The sequence below is a fragment of the Erwinia oleae genome, from assembly GCF_000770305.1.
GTDB classification, from domain to species: domain Bacteria; phylum Pseudomonadota; class Gammaproteobacteria; order Enterobacterales; family Enterobacteriaceae; genus Erwinia; species Erwinia oleae.
Map to the genome: position 1 here is coordinate 37,277 of NZ_JNVB01000019.1, position 18,744 is coordinate 56,020.

16 protein-coding genes are annotated in these 18,744 nt (G+C 57.7%); 15 read left to right on the forward strand and 1 reads right to left on the reverse strand.

Going from position 1 to position 18,744, the window contains the following annotated elements:
- The first annotated feature begins 1 nt into the window (after position 1).
- The 13 genes from GS12_RS08290 to lpxC all read left to right on the forward strand — a co-directional run bounded on the left by GS12_RS08290 (position 2) and on the right by lpxC (position 16,094).
- A complete protein-coding gene (locus GS12_RS08290; RefSeq protein WP_034945800.1) occupies positions 2-1,777 on the forward strand; it encodes a peptidoglycan glycosyltransferase FtsI in 1,776 nt (591 codons plus the stop codon).
- Complete coding sequence (gene murE, locus GS12_RS08295; protein ID WP_034912249.1) at positions 1,764-3,251, forward strand: UDP-N-acetylmuramoyl-L-alanyl-D-glutamate--2,6-diaminopimelate ligase; 1,488 nt, start codon at positions 1,764-1,766, stop codon at positions 3,249-3,251. Before GS12_RS08290 ends, murE begins: the two co-directional genes overlap by 14 nt.
- Positions 3,248-4,603 carry a UDP-N-acetylmuramoyl-tripeptide--D-alanyl-D-alanine ligase gene (gene murF / locus GS12_RS08300; RefSeq protein WP_034945803.1) on the forward strand — a complete coding sequence of 452 codons (1,356 nt, stop codon included), beginning with the start codon at positions 3,248-3,250 and terminating at the stop codon, positions 4,601-4,603. Before murE ends, murF begins: the two co-directional genes overlap by 4 nt.
- The gene (gene mraY, locus GS12_RS08305) at positions 4,597-5,679 is read left to right on the forward strand and encodes a phospho-N-acetylmuramoyl-pentapeptide-transferase (RefSeq protein ID WP_034912253.1); all 1,083 of its coding nucleotides are present in this window, start codon (positions 4,597-4,599) and stop codon (positions 5,677-5,679) included. The genes murF and mraY overlap by 7 nt, the downstream gene beginning before the upstream one ends.
- Before the next feature lie 3 nt (positions 5,680-5,682).
- Positions 5,683-6,996, forward strand: coding sequence for a UDP-N-acetylmuramoyl-L-alanine--D-glutamate ligase (murD, locus tag GS12_RS08310; protein WP_034912254.1), 1,314 nt, complete (start codon positions 5,683-5,685; stop codon positions 6,994-6,996).
- Positions 6,996-8,210 (forward strand): cell division protein FtsW, encoded by a 1,215-nt coding sequence (gene ftsW, locus GS12_RS08315; protein WP_034912256.1) that lies wholly within the window; start codon positions 6,996-6,998, stop codon positions 8,208-8,210. Before murD ends, ftsW begins: the two co-directional genes overlap by 1 nt.
- Complete coding sequence (gene murG, locus GS12_RS08320; RefSeq protein ID WP_034945805.1) at positions 8,207-9,265, forward strand: undecaprenyldiphospho-muramoylpentapeptide beta-N-acetylglucosaminyltransferase; 1,059 nt, start codon at positions 8,207-8,209, stop codon at positions 9,263-9,265. The genes ftsW and murG overlap by 4 nt, the downstream gene beginning before the upstream one ends.
- 95 nt (positions 9,266-9,360) lie before the next feature.
- Entirely contained in the window at positions 9,361-10,836 is a 1,476-nt protein-coding gene (gene murC / locus GS12_RS08325; protein WP_034912259.1) for a UDP-N-acetylmuramate--L-alanine ligase, read from the forward strand.
- Positions 10,829-11,749 (forward strand): D-alanine--D-alanine ligase, encoded by a 921-nt coding sequence (locus tag GS12_RS08330; RefSeq protein WP_034945807.1) that lies wholly within the window; start codon positions 10,829-10,831, stop codon positions 11,747-11,749. Before murC ends, GS12_RS08330 begins: the two co-directional genes overlap by 8 nt.
- A gap of 1 nt (position 11,750) precedes the next feature.
- The gene (gene ftsQ, locus GS12_RS08335; RefSeq protein WP_034912262.1) at positions 11,751-12,590 is read left to right on the forward strand and encodes a cell division protein FtsQ; all 840 of its coding nucleotides are present in this window, start codon (positions 11,751-11,753) and stop codon (positions 12,588-12,590) included.
- Positions 12,587-13,843: a cell division protein FtsA gene (gene ftsA, locus GS12_RS08340; RefSeq protein WP_034912263.1), complete on the forward strand. Its 1,257-nt coding sequence runs from the start codon at positions 12,587-12,589 to the stop codon at positions 13,841-13,843. The genes ftsQ and ftsA overlap by 4 nt, the downstream gene beginning before the upstream one ends.
- 71 nt (positions 13,844-13,914) lie before the next feature.
- The gene (ftsZ, locus tag GS12_RS08345; RefSeq protein WP_034912264.1) at positions 13,915-15,075 is read left to right on the forward strand and encodes a cell division protein FtsZ; all 1,161 of its coding nucleotides are present in this window, start codon (positions 13,915-13,917) and stop codon (positions 15,073-15,075) included.
- Between the two features lie 101 nt (positions 15,076-15,176).
- Positions 15,177-16,094, forward strand: a complete 918-nt coding sequence (lpxC, locus tag GS12_RS08350; RefSeq protein ID WP_034912265.1) for a UDP-3-O-acyl-N-acetylglucosamine deacetylase — start codon at positions 15,177-15,179, stop codon at positions 16,092-16,094.
- Here the strand turns inward: lpxC and GS12_RS08355 are convergent, their stop codons facing one another.
- Positions 16,095-16,610, reverse strand: coding sequence for a DUF721 domain-containing protein (locus tag GS12_RS08355; protein WP_034945810.1), 516 nt, complete (start codon positions 16,608-16,610; stop codon positions 16,095-16,097).
- A gap of 21 nt (positions 16,611-16,631) precedes the next feature.
- Between GS12_RS08355 and secM the strand changes: the two genes are divergently transcribed.
- Together secM and secA are read left to right on the forward strand one after the other, a co-directional pair.
- Positions 16,632-17,129: a secA translation cis-regulator SecM gene (secM, locus tag GS12_RS08360; RefSeq protein ID WP_034912267.1), complete on the forward strand. Its 498-nt coding sequence runs from the start codon at positions 16,632-16,634 to the stop codon at positions 17,127-17,129.
- 72 nt (positions 17,130-17,201) lie between these two features.
- The coding region (gene secA / locus GS12_RS08365) for a preprotein translocase subunit SecA (protein ID WP_034945813.1) at positions 17,202-18,744 on the forward strand (1,543 nt) is incomplete at its 3' end.

Below are 18,744 nucleotides of genomic sequence, written 5' to 3' on the forward strand. Positions count from 1 at the left end.
AATGAAAGCCGCAGCTAAGACGTTGAAGTTAAAACGACCGGAAGATCAGGCCAGCTTTGTGAGCTGGCGTTTTGCGTTGATTTGCTGCGGGATTTTACTGGCGCTTTTCGGACTGCTGGCGCGTATGGCCTATCTTCAGGTGATCAACCCGGACAAGCTGGTGCGTGAAGGCGATATGCGTTCGCTGCGCGTGCAGGCGGTGCCTACCGCGCGCGGGATGATCTCCGATCGCGCCGGACGTCCGCTGGCGGTCAGCGTGCCGGTAAATGCTATCTGGGCCGATCCTAAAGAGCTGCATGATAAAGGCGGCATCACGCTGGACAGCCGCTGGAAAGCGCTCTCCGACGCGCTTTCAATTCCTCTGGATCAGCTTGCCGCTCGCGTGAACGCCAACCCTAACGGCCGCTTCGTTTATCTCGCGCGTCAGGTCAATCCCGCCATTGGCGACTACATCAAAAAACTGAAGCTTCCCGGCATCTTTCTGCGCGAAGAGTCGCGCCGTTACTATCCGGCAGGGCAGGTGACATCGCATCTGATCGGCTTCACCAATATCGACGGTCAGGGCATTGAAGGCGTTGAAAAGAGCTTTGATAAGTGGCTGACCGGCAAGCCTGGCGAACGAACGGTGCGTAAAGATCGTTTCGGCAGGGTGATCGAGGATATCTCGTCGGTGGACAGCCGCGCCGCCCATAACCTGGCGCTGAGCATTGACGAGCGTCTTCAGGCGCTGGTTTATCGTGAGTTGAACAATGCCGTGGCGTTCAACAAAGCAGAATCCGGCACGGCGGTACTGGTGGATGTGAACACCGGCGAAGTGCTGGCAATGGCGAACAGCCCGGCCTATAACCCGAATAACCTGACCGGCACCACCAAAGACGTCATGCGCAACCGGGCAATTACCGACATCTTCGAACCCGGTTCCACGGTAAAACCGATGGTAGTGATGACCGCGCTTCAGCGCGGCGTGGTGAAAGAAAATACCGTACTGAATACCGTTCCGTATCGCGTCAACGGCCATGAAATCAAAGACGTGGCGCGCTACAACGAACTGACCCTGACCGGGGTTTTGCAAAAATCGAGTAACGTTGGCGTTTCAAAGCTGGCGTTAGCGATGCCCTCCTCAGCGCTGGTAGAAACCTACGCGCGCTTTGGATTGGGTAAGGCGACCAATTTGGGGTTGGTCGGAGAAAGCAGTGGCTTATATCCTCAAAAACAACGGTGGTCTGACATAGAGAGGGCCACCTTCTCTTTCGGCTATGGGCTAATGGTAACGCCGTTACAGTTAGCGCGAGTCTACGCCACGATCGGCAGCTATGGCGTTTATCGCCCGCTGTCGATTACCAAAGTTGATCCGCCGGTTGCGGGTCAGCGCATTTTCCCGGAGAGCCTTGTTCGCACCGTGATGCACATGATGGAAAGCGTTGCGCTGCCCGGCGGCGGCGGCGTGAAGGCGGCGATCAAAGGGTATCGTATTGCCATTAAAACCGGCACTGCAAAAAAGGTCGGGCCGGATGGGCGCTACGTCAACAAATACATTGCTTACACCGCGGGCGTTGCGCCGGCGAGTCGTCCCCGCTTTGCGTTGGTGGTGGTTATCAACGATCCGCAGGCGGGGAAATATTATGGCGGTGCGGTTTCCGCGCCTGTTTTTGGCGCGATCATGGGTGGCGTGCTGCGCACCATGAACGTCGAGCCTGATGCGCTGCCGCCAGCGGGCCCTGTGGATAAAAATGAGATGGTAGATAACAGAAGTGAGAGATCGAGTGACCGTTCGTAACCTGCGCGACCTGCTGGCGCCGTGGGTGCCTGGCGCACCTTCGCTGCCGCTCAGCGAAATGATTCTGGACAGCCGTGTTGCGGCGTCCGGCGATCTCTTTGTGGCGATAAAAGGCCACGCGGCGGACGGTCGCCGTTTTATTCCGCAGGCCATTGCGCAGGGCGTTGCAGCCGTGGTGGCAGAAGCTGAAGGCGAAGCGGAAGACGGCAGCATTACCCACCTTCACGGCGTGCCGGTGATCTGGCTGGCGCAGCTTTCTCAGCGCCTTTCCGCGCTGGCGGGCCGTTTCTACCAGCAGCCTGGCGAAAAGCTGCGGCTGATAGGCGTGACCGGGACGAACGGCAAAACCACCACTACGCAGCTGCTGGCGCAGTGGGCCACTCTGTTGGGTGAAACGGGCGCGGTGATGGGTACGGTAGGCAATGGTCTTTACGGCCAGTTGCAGCCTGCTGAGAACACGACCGGTTCCGCCGTTGACGTGCAGCAGACCCTGAGCTCGCTGGTCGAACAGGGCGCCACGCTGGCGGCGATGGAAATCTCCTCGCACGGTCTGGTTCAGCATCGCGTGGCCGCGCTGCCGTTCGCCGCTGCCGCTTTTACCAATCTCAGCCGCGATCACCTGGATTATCACGGTGATATGGCGCATTACGAATCCGCTAAATGGCTGCTTTTCTCAGAGCACCTGGTGGCCCAGGCGATCGTCAACGCTGACGATGAAACCGGCCGCCGCTGGCTGGAAAAACTGCCGGACGCCGTGGCGGTAACGATGGAGAACAATCTCCAGGCCGGCTGTCGTGGGCGCTGGCTCAAGGCCGTTGACGTGGTGTATCACGACAACGGCGCGACCGTACGATTTGACTCCAGCTGGGGCTTTGGTGAAATCGAAAGCCGCCTGATGGGCGCCTTCAACGTCAGTAATTTGCTGGTGGCGCTGAGCACGCTGCTGGCGCTGGGCTATCCGCTGGCTTCGCTGGTGGCGACCGGCCAGCAGCTTCAGCCTGTTACCGGGCGCATGGAAGTCTTTTCCGCGCCGGGTAAACCTACGGTGGTGGTCGATTATGCACACACGCCGGACGCGCTGGAAAAGGCGCTTCAGGCGGCGCGGCTGCACTGCAAAGGCACGCTGTGGTGCGTCTTTGGCTGCGGCGGCGATCGCGATAAAGGTAAGCGCCCGCTGATGGGCGCTATCGCTGAGCAGTTTGCGGACGTGGTCGTCATCACCGACGACAATCCGCGCAGCGAAGATCCGGCGGCTATCGTTGCCGACATTCTTAGCGGTTTTATGGACGGCGGCCGCGCCCGCGTGGTGGCCGGACGTGCGCAAGCGGTCACTAACGCGGTCATGCAGGCGCAGGAAGGGGATATCGTCCTGGTCGCCGGTAAAGGCCATGAAGATTATCAGCTTGTCGGCAACCGTCGGCTGGACTACTCCGACCGGGTGACGGTCGCGCGTTTACTGGGGGTAATGGCATGATCGCGCTTTCCCTGCAAACGCTGGCGGAAGTGACCCGCGGCACGCTTATTGGCGGTGACCTGACGTTCAACGCGGTGACGACCGATACGCGCGCGGCCACCGCAGGCTGCCTGTTTATTGCCCTGAAGGGCGAGCGTTTCGATGCGCATGAATTTGTCGGCGATGCGATTGCCGCCGGTTCGGCAGCGCTGTTGGTCAGTAAGCACTTACAAGTCGCGGTGCCGCAGGTCGTTGTCACAGATACCCGCGTTGCGCTGGCGCAGCTTGCGGGCTGGGTGCGTCAGCAGTCAACGGCGCGGGTAGTGGCGCTGACGGGGTCGTCCGGAAAAACCTCAGTGAAAGAGATGACCGCCGCAATCCTGCGCGAATGCGGCGAAACGCTCTTTACTGCCGGTAACTTTAATAACGATATTGGCGTGCCGCTCACGCTGCTGCGTCTGAATGATCAACATCGCTATGCGGTTATTGAACTCGGCGCCAATCATCAGGGTGAAATTGCCTTTACCACCGCCATCACGCGCCCTGAAACCGCGCTGATTAATAATCTGGCGGCGGCGCATCTGGAAGGCTTCGGCTCGCTGGCTGGCGTGGCGAAAGCGAAAGGCGAAATTTTCGAAGGTCTGTCGGTTAACGGCACGGCGATTATTAACGACGAAAGCAATGATCTGCCGAACTGGCGGCCTCTGTTGGACGGCAAACGCGTCTGGCGCTTCTCGGCGCAGGGCGAAAGCGATTTCTCTGCGTCAAACGTGCGTATTTCCGCCAGCGGTACGGCGTTTGTGATGAGCACGCCGGTGGGCGAGGTGGATATTCATCTGCCGCTGCCGGGCCGTCACAACATTGCCAACGCGCTGGCCGCCGCCGCGCTGTCGCTGTCGGTCGATGCCCCGCTCAGTGCGGTGCAACATGGTCTGTCTGCATTGAAAGCGGTGCCGGGGCGGCTGTTTCCGGTTCAGCTTGCCCGGGGCAAGCTGCTGCTGGATGACACCTATAACGCCAATGTGGGTTCGATGACCGCAGCGGTACAGGTTCTGGCCGATATGCCGGGATTTCGCGTGCTGGTGGTGGGCGACATGGGGGAACTGGGCGCCGATGCCGAAGCCTGCCATCGCGAGGTGGGCACGGCTGCACGCAAGGCGGGGATTGACTGGGTGGTGAGCGTTGGCGTGCTGAGCAGGCTTATCAGTGAGGCCAGCGGCAGCGGCGAGCATTTTGCCGATAAACCGTCCGCCGTTACGCGTCTACGCGCGCTGTTGGCGACCCATGCCGATATCACCATTTTAGTGAAAGGTTCACGTAGTGCCGCCATGGAGCAGGTAGTACAGAGCTTAAAGGAGAAAGGAACATGCTAGTCTGGCTGGCCGAACATCTGGTCACTTTTTATTCGGGCTTCAACGTCTTTTCGTATCTGACGTTTCGCGCCATTGTCAGCCTGCTGACCGCGCTGTTTATTTCGCTGTGGATGGGGCCGCGCATGATTGTGCGTCTTCAGGAGATGTCTTTCGGCCAGGTTGTGCGTAACGATGGCCCGGAGTCGCACTTCAGCAAGCGCGGTACGCCGACGATGGGCGGCATTATGATCCTGTTTTCCATTACCATTTCCGTACTGATGTGGGCCTATCCGTCCAACCCCTACGTCTGGTGCGTGCTGTTTGTGCTGGTAGGTTACGGCATCATTGGCTTTATTGACGACTACCGCAAAGTGGTGCGCAAAGACACCAAAGGGCTTATCGCGCGCTGGAAATACTTCTGGCAGTCGGTGATCGCCCTGGCGGTTGCTTTTGTGATGTACATCGTCGGGAAAGATACGCCAGCCACTGAGCTGGTTGTGCCGTTTTTTAAGGACGTGATGCCGCAGCTTGGCCTGCTCTACCTGCTGTTGACCTACTTTGTGATCGTCGGCACCAGCAACGCGGTCAACCTGACCGACGGGCTGGATGGCCTGGCGATTATGCCTACCGTTTTCGTGGCGGCGGGCTTTGCGCTGGTGGCATGGGCCACCGGCAATATGAATTTTGCTGGCTATCTGCATATTCCTTACCTGCGCCATGCGGGCGAGCTGGTGATTGTCTGTACCGCCATTGTCGGCGCCGGGCTTGGCTTCTTGTGGTTTAACACCTATCCGGCGCAGGTGTTTATGGGTGATGTCGGTTCACTGGCGCTGGGCGGCGCGCTGGGCACCATCGCCGTGCTGCTGCGTCAGGAGTTTTTACTGCTGATTATGGGCGGTGTGTTTGTGGTGGAAACGCTGTCGGTGATCCTTCAGGTAGGCTCCTTCAAACTGCGCGGGCAGCGCATTTTTCGCATGGCGCCTATTCACCATCACTATGAACTGAAGGGCTGGCCGGAACCGCGCGTGATCGTGCGCTTCTGGATTATTTCACTGATGCTGGTGCTGATTGGCCTGGCAACGCTGAAGGTACGGTAAACAATGGCCGACTATCAGGGTAAAAAAGTTGTCATCATCGGGCTGGGGCTGACCGGCCTCTCCTGCGTTGATTTCTTTTTAGCGCGTGGCGTTACGCCGCGCGTGGTGGATACCCGCGTCGCGCCGCCAGGCCTGAACAAACTGCCGGAAAACATTGAGTGCTGGCTGGGATCGATCAACGACGACTGGCTGCTGAACGCCGACCTGATTGTTGCCAGCCCCGGCATGGCGCTGGCGCATCCGTCGCTGGCGGCGGCGGCGGAAGCGGGCGTGGAGATTGTTGGCGATATCGAACTGTTCTGCCGCGAAGCGCAGGCGCCCATTGTTGCCATTACCGGTTCTAACGGCAAAAGCACCGTGACCATGCTGGTTGGCGAAATGGCGAAGGCCGCGGGCTGGCAGGTGGGCGTCGGCGGCAACATCGGCCTGCCTGCGCTGACGCTGCTGGATACGCCGGCACAGCTTTACGTGCTGGAACTGTCGAGCTTCCAGCTTGAAACCACCCACAGTTTGCAGGCGGCGGCAGCCACCCTGCTGAACGTGACCGAAGATCATATGGATCGCTATCCGCTCGGAATGCAGCAGTACCGCGCCGCGAAGCTGCGCATCTACGAGCAGGCAGCGGTTTGCGTGGTGAATGCCGATGATGCCATGACCATGCCGGTGCGCGGCGCAGATGCGCGCTGCGTCAGCTTTGGTGTGGACGTGGGCGATTATCATCTGAACCGGCAGCAGGGAAACATCTGGCTGCGGGTGAAGGGCGAGAAGGTGCTGAACACGGCAGAAATGGCGCTCACCGGGCAGCATAATTTTACTAACGCGCTCGCCGCGCTGGCGCTGGCGGATGCGGTTGGCCTGCCGCGCGCCAGCAGCCTGAAGGCGCTGACCACGTTTAGCGGTCTGGCGCACCGTTTTCAGCTTGCCTGGGAGCACAATGGCGTGCGCTGGATCAACGATTCCAAAGCCACCAACGTGGGCAGTACCGAAGCCGCGCTGAAGGGGTTACAGGTGCAGGGCACGCTGTGGCTGCTGCTCGGCGGCGACGGTAAGTCGGCTGACTTCAGCGCGCTGGCGCCGTTTCTGACCGATAACGTGCGCACCTGGTGCTTTGGTCGCGATCGCGAGGCGCTGGCTGCGCTGCGCCCGGATATCGCCGTACAGACGGAAACGCTGGCAGAGGCGATGACGCAAATTGCCGCGCAGGTGAAGCCAGGCGATATGGTGCTGCTGTCGCCCGCCTGCGCCAGCCTCGATCAGTTCAAGAACTTTGAGCAGCGCGGCGATGTCTTTACGCGCCTGGCGAAGGAGCTTGGCTGATGAATATACGCGGTATGAGCCTGGCGAGTGGTTTCACGAATCGTCTGAAAGAGTGGGTGATGGGCTCGCGCGAGAGCGACGCCAGCTCAATGGTTTTGTACGATCGCACGCTGCTCTGGCTGACCATCGGCCTGGCGGTGATTGGCTTTGTGATGGTGACGTCGGCATCAATGCCGGTCGGGCAGAGACTGTCGGACGATCCGTTCTTTTTTGCCAAGCGCGATGCGTTCTATCTGGTGCTGGCGCTGGGTATGGCGATGGTCACGCTGCGCATCCCGATGGATTTCTGGCAGCGCTACAGCAACATCATGCTGCTGGTAACGGTGGTGATGTTATTGATTGTGCTGGTGGTCGGCAGTTCGGTTAACGGCGCATCGCGCTGGATTGCGCTTGGGCCGCTGCGTATTCAGCCTGCTGAGCTGTCAAAGCTGTCGCTGTTTTGTTACCTGGCCAGCTATCTGGTGCGTAAGGTGGAAGAGGTTCGCAATAATTTTTGGGGCTTCTGTAAACCGATGGGCGTGATGGTGGTGCTGGCAGTGCTGCTGCTGGCGCAGCCGGATCTCGGTACGGTGGTGGTGCTGTTTGTCACCACGCTGGCGATGCTGTTCCTCGCCGGTGCAAAACTGTGGCAGTTTCTGGCGATTATCGGCTCCGGTATTTTTGCCGTGATACTGCTGATTATTGCCGAACCGTACCGTATGCGTCGTGTGACGTCGTTCTGGAATCCGTGGGATGACCCGTTCGGCAGCGGCTACCAGCTTACGCAGTCGCTGATGGCCTTTGGCCGCGGTGAATTATGGGGCCAGGGGCTGGGCAACTCCGTACAAAAACTGGAGTATCTGCCCGAAGCGCATACCGACTTTATCTTCTCGATTATCGGGGAAGAACTGGGTTATATCGGTGTGGTTTTGGCGCTTTTGATGGTATTCTTCGTCGCTTTTCGCGCGATGTCCATCGGCCGACGCGCGCTGGAAATCGACCAGCGTTTTTCCGGCTTTTTGGGCTGTTCAATCGGCGTATGGTTCAGTTTCCAGGCGCTGGTTAACGTCGGCGCGGCGGCGGGCATGCTGCCGACGAAAGGCCTGACGCTGCCGCTGATCAGCTACGGTGGATCGAGCCTGATTATTATGTCGACCGCCATCGTATTTTTACTACGTATAGATTATGAAACGCGACTGGCGCGCGCGCAGGCGTTTACGCGGGGGACTCGATGACAGGGAAGCGACTGATGGTGATGGCGGGCGGAACCGGCGGACACGTTTTCCCGGGGCTGGCGGTTGCGCACCACCTGATGGCGCAGGGCTGGCAGGTTCGCTGGCTGGGTACCGCAGATCGTATGGAAGCCGATTTAGTGCCGAAGCACGGCATCGACATCGATTTCATACGCATCAGCGGCTTGCGCGGTAAGGGGCTGAAAGCGCTTCTGGCTGCGCCGGTAAGGATTTTTACCGCCGTACGCCAGGCCCGCGCCATCATGAAGGCGTACCAGCCGGATGTGGTGCTGGGCATGGGCGGTTATGTGTCCGGCCCTGGCGGCCTGGCGGCCTGGAGCTGCGGGATCCCTGTGGTGCTGCATGAGCAGAACGGCATTGCGGGCCTGACCAACAAATGGCTGGCGAAAATCGCGAAAAAGGTGATGCAGGCATTTCCGGGCGCGTTTCCCCACGCCGACGTGGTGGGCAATCCGGTTCGCGTTGACGTGCTGGCCCTGCCCGCGCCGCAAACGCGTCTGGCAGGGCGTGTCGGCCCGATACGCGTGCTGGTCATTGGCGGCAGCCAGGGCGCGCGCGTACTGAATCAAACCCTGCCGCAGGTGGCCGCGCAATTGGGCGATACCATCACGCTCTGGCATCAGGTAGGGAAGGGCGCGCTGGCGAGCGTGAATCAGGCTTACGTGCAGGTAAACCAGACGCAGCATCGCGTTACCGAGTTTATCGACGATATGGCAGAAGCCTACGCCTGGGCCGATGTGGTGGTGTGTCGATCCGGCGCGTTGACCGTCAGTGAAGTAGCCGTCGCAGGCTTACCGGCGATTTTTGTGCCTTTTCAGCATAAAGATCGTCAACAGTACTGGAACGCGCTGCCGCTTGAGCAGGCAGGCGCGGCAAAAATTTTTGAGCAGCCGCAGTTTACGGCGAACGCAGTTGCGGAAACGCTGGCCGGTTGGGATCGACAAACGCTGCTGGCTATGGCGATCAACGCCAGGGCAGCCTCGATTCCCGATGCGACCGAACGCGTTGCGGCAGAAGTCAGCGCCGCAGCGTTATAAAAGAAAGGCAGATGCCGGACAAACCGGCCTCCATAAGTGTTTCCCCATTCAGGTGGGGACAAAACGGTGCGCTAATGCACTGACAGGCAAAAAAGATGAATATTCAACAATTGGCGAAACTGCGTTCTATTGTGCCCGAGATGCGTCGCGTCCGGCACATCCACTTTGTCGGCATCGGCGGTGCCGGCATGGGCGGTATTGCCGAAGTGTTGGCCAACGAAGGCTATGAAATCAGCGGTTCAGATCTGGCGCCTAACGCGGTGACGCAGCATTTGAGCGGCCTGGGCGCGACGATCTATTTCAACCATCGCCCGGAAAACGTCAGCGACGCCAGCGTGGTGGTGGTCTCCACCGCGGTATCGCAGGATAACCCGGAAATTGTTGCGGCCCGTGAGGCGCGCATTCCGGTGATCCGCCGCGCCGAGATGCTGGCGGAACTGATGCGTTTTCGTCACGGCATCGCCGTTGCCGGAACGCACGGTAAAACCACCACCACGGCGATGGTATCCAGTATTTATGCGGAAGGCGGTCTGGATCCTACCTTCGTTAATGGCGGACTGGTCAAAGCCGCAGGCACGCACGCGCGCCTTGGCAGCAGCCGCTACCTGATTGCGGAAGCTGATGAAAGCGACGCCTCGTTTCTGCATCTGCAACCGATGGTGGCGATTGTCACGAATATTGAAGCCGATCATATGGATACCTACCAGGGCGACTTCGAAAATCTGAAGCAGACGTTTATTAATTTTCTGCACAATCTGCCGTTTTATGGGCGTGCGGTATTGTGCGTTGACGACGCGGTGATTCGCGATCTGATCCCGCGCGTTGGGCGTCAGGTCACCACGTACGGTTTTAGCGAAGACGCCGATGTGCGTATTGCCAGCTATGAGCAGCACGGCGCGCAGGGGCATTTCACGCTGGCGCGGCTCGATAAGCCGCTAATGCACGTTACGCTTAATGCGCCAGGGCGACATAATGCGCTGAATGCCGCGGCAGCGGTGGCGGTGGCGACGGAAGAAGGTATTGAAGACGACGAGATCCTCAGCGCGCTGGAGAGCTTTCAGGGCACCGGCCGTCGCTTCGATTTCCTTGGTGAATATCCGATTGTCGACGTCAACGGTAACGCGGGCACGGCGATGCTGGTTGATGACTACGGCCATCATCCAACCGAGGTGGATGCGACGATTAAAGCAGCGCGCGCGGGCTGGCCGGATAAGCAACTGGTGATGATTTTCCAGCCGCATCGCTATACGCGCACCCGCGACCTGTACGACGATTTCGCTAACGTGCTTTCTCAGGTTGACGTGCTGCTGATGCTGGACGTGTATTCTGCCGGAGAAACGGCGATACCCGGTGCGGACAGCCGCTCGCTTTGCCGCACCATTCGCGGCCGCGGAAAGGTCGATCCAATCCTGGTTTCCGATCACGAGGCGGTGCCTGACATGCTGGCGCCGAAGCTCTCCGGTAACGATTTGATCCTGGTGCAGGGCGCCGGAAACGTGGGACGCATTGCGCGTCGGCTGGCAGACCTTAAGTTACAACCACAGACAACTGAAGGGGAACATCATGGCTGAGAAAGTAGCTGTTTTGCTGGGTGGCACCTCTGCCGAACGTGACGTTTCACTGATGTCAGGCAATGCCGTGCTGGCCGGACTGATCGAGGCGGGCATTGACGCCCACGCGGTCGATATTCGCGATTTCCCGGTGATGCGCCTGAAAGAAGAGGGCTTCGACAAAGCCTTTATCGCGCTTCACGGTCGCGGCGGCGAAGACGGCACGCTTCAGGGCGTGCTGGAGTTTCTCGCTATTCCCTACACCGGCAGCGGCGTGATGGCATCAGCCATCACCATGGATAAACTGCGCACCAAACTGCTCTGGCAGGGCTGCGGACTGCCCGTTTCCCCCTATGTGGCAATCACGCGTGATGAAATGAACGCCGGTCTGAACGAGAAGACCCGCGCGCGCATCGCAGCGCTGGGGCTGCCGCTGTTCGTTAAGCCGAGCTGTGAAGGCTCCAGCGTGGGTATCACCCGCGTTAATCATGCTGACGCGCTTCTGGCGGCACTGGATGAAGCATTCCGCCATGACGACGACGTGTTAATTGAGGCCTTTTTAAGCGGCCCGGAATACACCGTTGGCGTCATTGGCGATGAAATCTTGCCTTCTATTCGCATTCAGGTGATTTCTGAGTTCTATGACTATGAAGCAAAATACTTTTCTGACGATACTCAATACTTCTGTCCGAGCGGCCTGAGTGCAGAACAGGAGTCAGCGCTCAGTACCATCGTCACTGATGCCTGGCGCGCGCTGGGCTGTAGCGGCTGGGGACGCGTGGACGTAATGATGGGCGACGACGGCCAGTTTTATCTGCTTGAGGTCAATACCTCGCCAGGTATGACCGGCCACAGCCTGGTGCCGATGGCGGCGAAGCAAGCCGGCATGAGCTTCCCGCAGCTGGTTGCGCGCATTCTGGAGCTGGCCGACTGATATGTCCCAGGCGGCTCTGAACGTTCGTAACCGCGAAGCGCAGGAAAAGGCGCGTTCCGGCAGGAGCAACGGCTCGCGGCTGGCAGGCATCATCTTTTTGATGATGGTGCTGGGCGTGATGGTCGCGGGCGGGCTGGTCGTGGTGAAGTGGATGAACGATGCATCAAGGCTGCCGCTCTCCAGGCTGGTCGTCACCGGGCAGATGCACTACACCACGCACGATGACATTCGCCAGGCGATATTGTCGCTTGGCGCGCCGGGCACCTTCATGTCGCAGGATGTGGATGTGATTCAGCAGCAGATTGAACGGCTGCCGTGGATCCAGCAGGTGAGCGTGCGCAAACAGTGGCCGGACGAGCTGAAGATTCATCTGGTGGAGTATGTGCCGGTCGCACGGTGGAATGATTTGCATATGGTTGACGCCGAAGGGAAATCCTTCAGCGTGCCGGCCAGCCATCTTGGCAAAGAGGCGATGCCGATGCTTCACGGGCCGGAAGGCAGCGAAGCAGAAGTGCTGGCAGGTTACCACCAGATGCGTGATGCGCTGGCTGCCAGCAAACTTAAACTGAAAGTGGCCTCAATGACCGCGCGGCGATCCTGGCAACTGGTGTTGGACGATGACATCCGCCTTGAGCTGGGACGAAATGACGATATGAAGCGGCTGAAGCGTTTTACCCAGCTGTATCCTTCGCTGCAACAGCAGGCGCAGGCGGAAAACAAGCGAATCAGCTACGTTGACCTGCGGTACGACTCTGGCGCGGCAGTAGGTTGGGCGCCAGCGCCCCTTGAGAAAACTGACAGTAAACAGGAACAGAATCAGGCACAGGTTAAACAACAATGATCAAAGCGACGGACAGAAAACTGGTAGTTGGACTTGAAATCGGCACTGCGAAGGTCGCCGCTTTGGTAGGTGAGGTTCTGCCCGATGGCATGGTCAATATTATTGGCGTGGGAAGCTGCCCTTCGCGCGGCATGGATAAAGGCGGCGTAAACGATCTGGAATCCGTGGTGAAGTGCGTGCAGCGTGCGATCGACCAGGCGGAGTTGATGGCTGACTGCCAGATCTCATCGGTTTACCTTGCTTTATCGGGAAAACATATCAGTTGCCAGAACGAAATAGGGATGGTTCCTATTTCGGAAGAAGAAGTGACTCAGGAAGATGTGGAGAACGTGGTGCATACTGCTAAATCGGTTCGCGTGCGCGATGAGCACCGAATTCTCCATGTTATTCCACAGGAATACGCCATCGATTATCAGGAAGGCATTAAAAATCCGGTGGGTTTGTCGGGCGTGAGGATGCAGGCAAAAGTGCACCTGATTACCTGCCACAATGATATGGCGAAAAACATCGTCAAAGCCGTTGAACGATGCGGGCTGAAAGTTGACCAACTGATTTTTGCCGGCCTGGCTTCAAGCTTTGCGGTGTTGACAGAAGATGAACGCGAGCTGGGCGTCTGTGTGGTCGACGTCGGCGGCGGCACCATGGATATCGCGGTTTACACCGGCGGCGCGCTGCGTCATACCAAAGTGATCCCATACGCGGGCAACGTGGTCACCAGCGATATCGCCTATGCGTTCGGTACGCCGCCCACCGATGCCGAGGCGATCAAGGTTCGTCATGGCTGCGCGCTCGGCTCGATTGTCGGCAAGGATGAAAACGTTGAAGTGCCAAGCGTGGGCGGCCGCCCGCCGCGCAGTTTGCAGCGGCAAACGCTGGCTGAGGTCATTGAACCTCGCTATACCGAATTACTGAATCTGGTGAATGACGAGATCCTGCAACTTCAGGAGCAGCTTCGCCAGCAGGGCGTGAAGCATCATCTGGCGGCAGGCATTGTTCTGACCGGCGGCGCGTCACAAATTGAAGGTTTAGCGGCCTGCGCCCAGCGTGTGTTTCACACGCAGGTGCGAATTGGACAGCCGCTGAATATTACCGGGCTGACGGACTATGCGCAGGAACCTTACTACTCAACGGCGGTAGGCCTGCTGCACTATGGAAAAGAGTCTCACCTGAACGGTGAGGCCGACGTGGAAAAAAGAAGCTCGGTGGGCAACTGGTTTAAGCGAATCAACAGCTGGCTGAGAAAAGAGTTTTAATTTTAATAAAAGGAGATCATGCTAGCCTTATTTATGATCTCCAGGCGACAGGCACATAACGGAGAGAAATTATGTTTGAACCTATGGAATTAACCAATGACGCGGTGATTAAAGTCATCGGCGTCGGCGGCGGCGGCGGTAACGCCGTAGAGCATATGGTGCGCGAGCGCATCGAAGGCGTTGAGTTCTTTGCCGTCAACACCGATGCGCAGGCTCTGCGCAAAACGGCGGTGGGTCAGACCATCCAGATCGGTAACGGTATCACCAAAGGTCTGGGCGCCGGGGCAAATCCCGAAGTCGGCCGTAACTCCGCAGAAGAAGATCGTGAAGCACTGCGTCAGGCGCTGGAAGGCGCGGACATGGTGTTTATTGCCGCAGGCATGGGCGGCGGCACCGGTACGGGCGCCGCGCCGGTTGTGGCAGAAGTGGCAAAAGATTTGGGTATCCTGACGGTTGCCGTGGTCACCAAGCCGTTTAATTTTGAAGGTAAAAAGCGCATGGCGTTTGCCGAGCAGGGTATTGCCGAGTTGTCCAAGCACGTTGACTCGCTGATCACCATCCCGAACGACAAGCTGCTGAAAGTGCTGGGCCGCGGTATTTCGCTGCTGGACGCCTTCGGCGCAGCAAACGACGTGCTGAAAGGCGCGGTACAGGGTATCGCCGAGCTGATCACCCGTCCGGGCCTGATGAACGTCGACTTCGCCGACGTGCGCACCGTGATGTCCGAAATGGGCTACGCGATGATGGGTTCCGGCGTTGCCTGCGGTGAAGACCGTGCGGAAGAAGCGGCAGAAATGGCGATTTCCAGCCCGCTGCTGGAAGACATCGACCTCTCTGGCGCGCGCGGCGTGCTGGTAAACATCACGGCTGGCTTCGATCTGCGTCTGGACGAGTTTGAAACCGTGGGTAACACCATTCGCGCCTTCGCCTCGGATAACGCGACTGTGGTGATCGGTACGTCTCTCGATCCGGAAATGAACGATGAACTGCGCGTAACCGTCGTGGCTACCGGTATTGGCATGGACAAACGTCCTGAAATTACCCTGGTGACCAACAAACAGCAGCAGCAGACGCAGCCGGTTATGGATCATCGTTATCAGCAGCACGGTATGGCTCCGCTCCCGCAAGAGCAGAAGCCAGCGGCGAAAGTGGTTAACGACCAGAGTTCGCAGCCAAACAAAGAGCCTGACTATCTGGATATCCCGGCCTTCCTGCGTAAGCAGGCGGATTAAGATATTCCTGATAATTGGGATTCTCCGCTCTTTGTGCTAAAGTGCTCGCCCGTCGGTGATTTATACTGGCGGTCGGATGAGTAATTTTGCGAGATAATGCGATGATCAAACAACGGACTTTAAAACGTATTGTTCAGGCGACAGGTGTCGGTTTGCATACCGGCAAGAAAGTCACGCTGACGTTACGCCCTGCGCCGGCTAATACCGGGGTCATCTATCGCCGCACTGACTTGAATCCACCGGTTGATTTCCCGGCCGATGCCAAATCCGTGCGTGATACCATGCTCTGTACTTGCCTGGTTAATGAGCATGACGTGCGTATTTCAACGGTAGAACACCTGAACGCCGCACTGGCTGGCCTCGGCATTGATAACATTATTGTGGAAGTCAACGCGCCTGAAATTCCTATTATGGATGGCAGCGCCGCTCCCTTTATTTATCTGTTGATGGACGCGGGCATTGATGAGCTGAACGCCGCGAAGAAATTTGTGCGTATCAAGCAGACTGTTCGGGTTGAAGACGGCGACAAATGGGCTGAGTTCAGACCGCACAATGGTTTTACGTTGGATTTCACTATCGACTTCAACCATCCTGCGATTGACGCCAGCTCTCAGCGCTACAGCATGGATTTTTCCGCTGAAGCCTTCGCTCGTCAGATCAGCCGCGCCCGCACCTTTGGCTTTATGCGCGACATCGAAGCATTGCAGGCACGCGGCCTTTGCCTGGGCGGCAGCTTTGACTGTGCCATCGTGGTCGACGACTACCGCGTGCTTAACGAAGACGGCCTGCGTTTTGAAGACGAGTTTGTGCGTCACAAAATGTTAGATGCTATCGGTGACCTGTTCATGTGTGGCCACAATATTATTGGTGCATTTACTGCATTCAAATCGGGCCATGCGCTGAATAACAAACTGCTACAGGCGGTTCTCGCGAAGCAGGAAGCCTGGGAATGGGCGACCTTTGAAGATGAAGCTGAGCTACCGGTAACTTTCCGGGCGCCGAACCTGGTTCTGGCATAGCTACTTATTACGACTGGTTGAGCTGGTACTCTCTCCGGCCAGTAAGGCCAGTCGTTCTATTACTTTTCGCAGTTTTTCAGGACTCTGTTCCGCAACGCCTCGCAAAATCTCCGCGCTTTCTGCACTCAGGCGTCTCCCTGACGTTTTAGTTTCTTTCTCAGATTGATTGCTGCTTTCCTGAACGCTTTCATGCCCTTTTCCCGCCAGCGATGGATTTATCCTGATGTCGATTGACGTCAATGATGGTAATATTTGCGTTCGTAAAGCCGACAGCAGGCTGGATTGTTCATAGCGTAAGCGCATCATCCAGCTGGCATTGGCCGTTTCAAGCACCAGAATGCCCTGGCGAAAGTTTGCCACGCGGCACCAGGGATGAAGCTGGGCGGGAAGCATTCCCCGCACGGCACGGTTCAGTTTATTCAGGGCAAGCGCGCGTTGCTGAATCGCCTGAAGCGTACTCTGGCCTTCTGTGGCTTCAATTAAATTTTCAACAGATTGCGGGCGACTATCGCGCATAGCGGGCTCCGGCGGAAAAAAGTGATTGGTATTCTAAATCGTTGGCGACAATTTGGCAGACGTTATTTCTGGCCGCATCTCCTGTTAGGGATGGTCGCGGCGAGTATCGGCGCGCCTCACACTTTTGCCAGCGAACAGGCTACGTTACCAGAAACCTCCACAAGAAGCCTGAATATTGGCAGTGTGGTGCGTTTCGACGGCCTTGCGCTGTTGCAGGAGAGCACGCGTCGATCGGGCGTTAACGTTGATTACTGGCATCAACATGCTATTCGCACCGTTATTCGTCATCTCACTTTTACGCTTGCACCGGTTCGCGATCCCATTGCTCAGCAAACGCTCAACGTGCAAAAGCTGGTGCTGCTGGATACGCTCAGCACGCTGCTGACGCATGAAGCGCGCCCGCCGGTAATTGTTCGCCAGACGGCGCAGCCCCTGCTGGCTACCGGGACGCAGTGGCAAACCGGCCTCTGGCTGGCGCAGGTGCAGGGTATTCGCGCCGGGCCCTTTTCTCTCACATAAAATTTGTCGCTTTATCCACCTACATTTACATGCTTTACCGCCGGAGGCGGTGGCTGAGAGAAATTATTAATCATGCTAATTAAATTATTAACCAAAGTTTTTGGCAGCAGTAACGAACGTACCCTGCGCCGTATGCGCAAAGTTGTTGATCAGATCAATAAAATGGAACCGGATTTCGAGAAGCTTTCTGATGAAGAACTGAAGGCGAAGACTAACGAATTCCGCGCACGTCTTGAGAAGAACGCGTCTCTCGAAAGCCTGATCCCCGAAGCATTTGCCACCGTGCGCGAAGCCAGCCGCCGCGTGTTCAATATGCGCCACTTTGACGTACAGCTCTTGGGCGGCATGGTGCTGAACAATCGCTGCATCGCAGAGATGCGTACCGGTGAAGGTAAAACCCTGACGGCAACGCTGCCGGCCTATCTTAACGCCCTGAGCGGTAAAGGCGTACACGTTGTGACGGTGAACGACTACCTGGCCCAGCGCGATGCGGAAAACAACCGTCCGCTGTTTGAATTCCTCGGCATGAGCATCGGTATCAACCTGCCCGGCATGCCTGCACCGGCCAAACGTGAAGCCTACGCGGCGGACATCACTTACGGCACTAACAACGAATACGGTTTCGACTACCTGCGCGACAACATGGCCTTCAGCCCTGAAGATCGCGTTCAGCGTAAGCTGAACTACGCGCTGGTGGATGAGGTTGACTCCATTCTGATCGATGAAGCGCGTACGCCGCTGATCATTTCCGGCCCGGCGGAAGACAGCTCTGAACTCTACATTCGCGTAAACAAGATCATTCCTGGCCTTATTCGCCAGGAAAAAGAAGACTCTGATACTTTCCAGGGCGAAGGCCACTTCTCCGTGGATGAGAAAGCGCGTCAGGTTCATCTGACCGAACGCGGTCTGGTCGCCATTGAAGAGCTGATGGTCAGCGAAGGCATCATGGAAGAGGGCGAATCGCTCTACTCGCCGGGCAACATTATGATGATGCATCACGTGACGGCTGCGCTGCGCGCGCACGTGCTCTTTACCCGCGACGTGGATTACATCGTGAAAGATGGCGAAGTGATCATTGTCGATGAACACACCGGTCGTACCATGCAGGGACGCCGCTGGTCAGATGGCCTGCATCAGGCGATCGAAGCGAAAGAAGGTGTGGAGATCCAGAACGAAAACCAGACGCTGGCTTCTATCACCTTCCAGAACTACTTCCGTCTCTATGACAAGCTGGCAGGTATGACCGGTACAGCGGATACGGAAGCCTTTGAGTTCAGCTCAATCTACAAGCTGGAAACCATTGTCGTGCCGACTAACCGACCAATGGTGCGTAAAGATCTGGCTGATTTGGTCTACATGACTGAGAAAGAGAAGATTGATGCGATCATTGAAGACATCCGTGAACGTACCGCCAACGGTCAGCCGGTGCTGGTCGGCACCATCTCAATTGAAAAATCGGAAGTGGTTTCTGCCGAACTGACTAAAGCGGGCATTGAGCACGCGGTACTGAACGCCAAGTTCCACGCCCGCGAGGCAGACATTGTTGCCCAGGCTGGACAGCCAGGCGCGGTCACTATCGCCACCAACATGGCCGGGCGCGGTACGGATATCGTAC